Here is a 2,657-nt window from a genome sequence, read left to right as displayed (position 1 = left end):
CTTGCGGGGGTTTTGAGGAATAAGAGCTTGACGATGACCTACTTTCACAGACGTCCGTCCACTATCATCGGCGCAAAGGCGTTTCACAGTCCTGTTCGGGATGGGAAGGTGTGGGACCACCTTGCTATGGTCGTCAAGCGTAACTGGTTGCCGAGTCGTCTTTCAAGGGACGCCCCAGCCAATTGGAAGAAGCACACCGCTAGCGATCAGTACGGATCAGCTAGCAGCGGTTACGAAGGTGTCAAGCGCGGGTTGCGCTGCACTTCAATATTACGTTCTGTGGTCAACAACTTAACTCACTACAACCTCAAGGGTTATAGGATCAAGCCACACGGGCAATTAGTACTGGTTAGCTACATGCATTACTGCACTTCCACACCCAGCCTATCAACGTCCTGGTCTCGGACGACCCTACAGGGGGGTCAAGCCCCCGGGATACCTAATCTTCAGACGAGTTTCCCGCTTAGATGCCTTCAGCGGTTATCTCTTCCGTACGTAGCTACTCGGCAATGCCATTGGCATGACAACCGATACACCAGTGGTACGTCCACTCCGGTCCTCTCGTACTAGGAGCAGGCTCCGTCAAGTATCCAACGCCCACGGCAGATAGGGACCAAACTGTCTCACGACGTTTTAAACCCAGCTCACGTACCTCTTTAAATGGCGAACAGCCATACCCTTGGGACCGGCTACAGCCCCAGGATGAGATGAGCCGACATCGAGGTGCCAAACACCGCCGTCGATATGAACTCTTGGGCGGTATCAGCCTGTTATCCCCAGAGTACCTTTTATCCGTTGAGCGATGGCCCTTCCATACAGAACCACCGGATCACTATGTCCTACTTTCGTACCTGTTCGACTTGTCAGTCTCACAGTCAAGCACGCTTATGCCATTGCACTATCAAGACGATTTCCGACCGTCTCTAGCGTACCTTCGAACTCCTCCGTTACACTTTAGGAGGAGACCGCCCCAGTCAAACTGCCCACCATGCACGGTCCCCGATCCCGATTAGGGACCTAGGTTAGAACCGCAAACAGACCAGGGTGGTATTTCAAGGATGACTCCACGCGATCTGGCGACCACGCTTCAACGTCTCCCACCTATCCTACACAGGCCGGTTCACAATCCAATGCAAAGCTACAGTAAAGGTTCATGGGGTCTTTCCGTCTAGCCGCGGGGAGATTGCATCATCACAACCATGTCAACTTCGCTGAGTCTCAGGAGGAGACAGTGTGGCCATCGTTACGCCATTCGTGCAGGTCGGAACTTACCCGACAAGGAATTTCGCTACCTTAGGACCGTTATAGTTACGGCCGCCGTTTACCGGGGCTTCGATCAAGAGCTTGCACCCCATCACTTAACCTTCCGGCACCGGGCAGGCGTCACACCCTATACGTCCACTTTCGTGTTTGCAGAGTGCTGTGTTTTTAGTAAACAGTCGCAGCCACCGATTCACTGCGGCCTCTTCATGCTTTGTGCGCAGGCACATCACACTAATGAGGCATACCTTCTCCCGAAGTTACGGTATTAATTTGCCGAGTTCCTTCTCCTGAGTTCTCTCAAGCGCCTTGGAATATTCATCCCGTCCACCTGTGTCGGTTTGCGGTACGGTCTCGTAGAGCTGAAGCTTAGAGGCTTTTCTTGGAACTGCTTCCAGTTAGTTTAGAGCCGAAGCTCTATCCAGTCACACCCTTGAATTACGCACCCGGATTTGCCTAAGTGCCTTCTATGATGCGCCAACGGGGACATCCAACACCCCGATAACATTCTGCAATCCGTCCCCCCATCGCACTCTACGACGGTGCGGGAATATTAACCCGCTTCCCATCAGCTACGCATCTCTGCCTCGCCTTAGGGGCCGACTCACCCTGCGCCGATGAACGTTGCGCAGGAAACCTTGGACTTACGGCGAGGGGGCTTTTCACCCCCTTTATCGCTACTCATGTCAGCATTCTCACTTCCGATACCTCCAGCATTCCTCACGGAACACCTTCACAGGCTTACGGAACGCTCTCCTACCATGTGTACAAAGTACACATCCGCAGCTTCGGTCTATGGCTTAGCCCCGTTACATCTTCCGCGCAGGACGACTCGATCAGTGAGCTATTACGCTTTCTTTAAAGGATGGCTGCTTCTAAGCCAACCTCCTGACTGTCTATGCCTTCCCACTTCGTTTCCCACTTAGCCATAGTTAGGGACCTTAGCTGGCGGTCTGGGTTGTTTCCCTCTTGAGTCCGGACGTTAGCACCCGGTGCTCTGTCTCCCGTACTGTACTTGCCGGTATTCGGAGTTTGCCATGGGTTGGTAAGTCGCTGTGACCCCCTAGCCATAACAGTGCTCTACCCCCGGCAGTAATATACGAGGCACTACCTAAATAGTTTTCGGAGAGAACCAGCTATCTCCAGGCTTGTTTAGCCTTTCACTCCGATCCACAGCTCATCCCCTAATTTTTCAACATTAGTGGGTTCGGTCCTCCAGCACGTGTTACCGTGCCTTCAACCTGGCCATGGATAGATCGCCTGGTTTCGGGTCTACACCCAGCGACTGAATCGCCCTATTCGGACTCGCTTTCGCTACGCCTCCCCTATTCGGTTAAGCTTGCCACTGAATGTAAGTCGCTGACCCATTATACAAAAGGTACGCAGTCACACCACGA

At 53.1% G+C, this 2,657-nt stretch carries 2 rRNA genes; both read right to left on the bottom strand.

From position 1 onward, the window contains the following. Positions 1–25: 25 nt before the first annotated feature. A 5S ribosomal RNA gene (gene rrf / locus M2Q46_RS18670) occupies positions 26–138 on the bottom strand. Between the two features lie 180 nt (positions 139–318). Further along, positions 319–2,657 (bottom strand): 23S ribosomal RNA (locus M2Q46_RS18665); the annotation flags it as partial.

It is taken from the genome of Alcaligenes sp. YSL9 (assembly GCF_030515105.1).
In the GTDB taxonomy this organism is placed as follows: Bacteria; Pseudomonadota; Gammaproteobacteria; order Burkholderiales; family Burkholderiaceae_B; genus Alcaligenes; species Alcaligenes phenolicus.
This window is presented reverse-complemented; position numbering and strand designations above follow the sequence as displayed.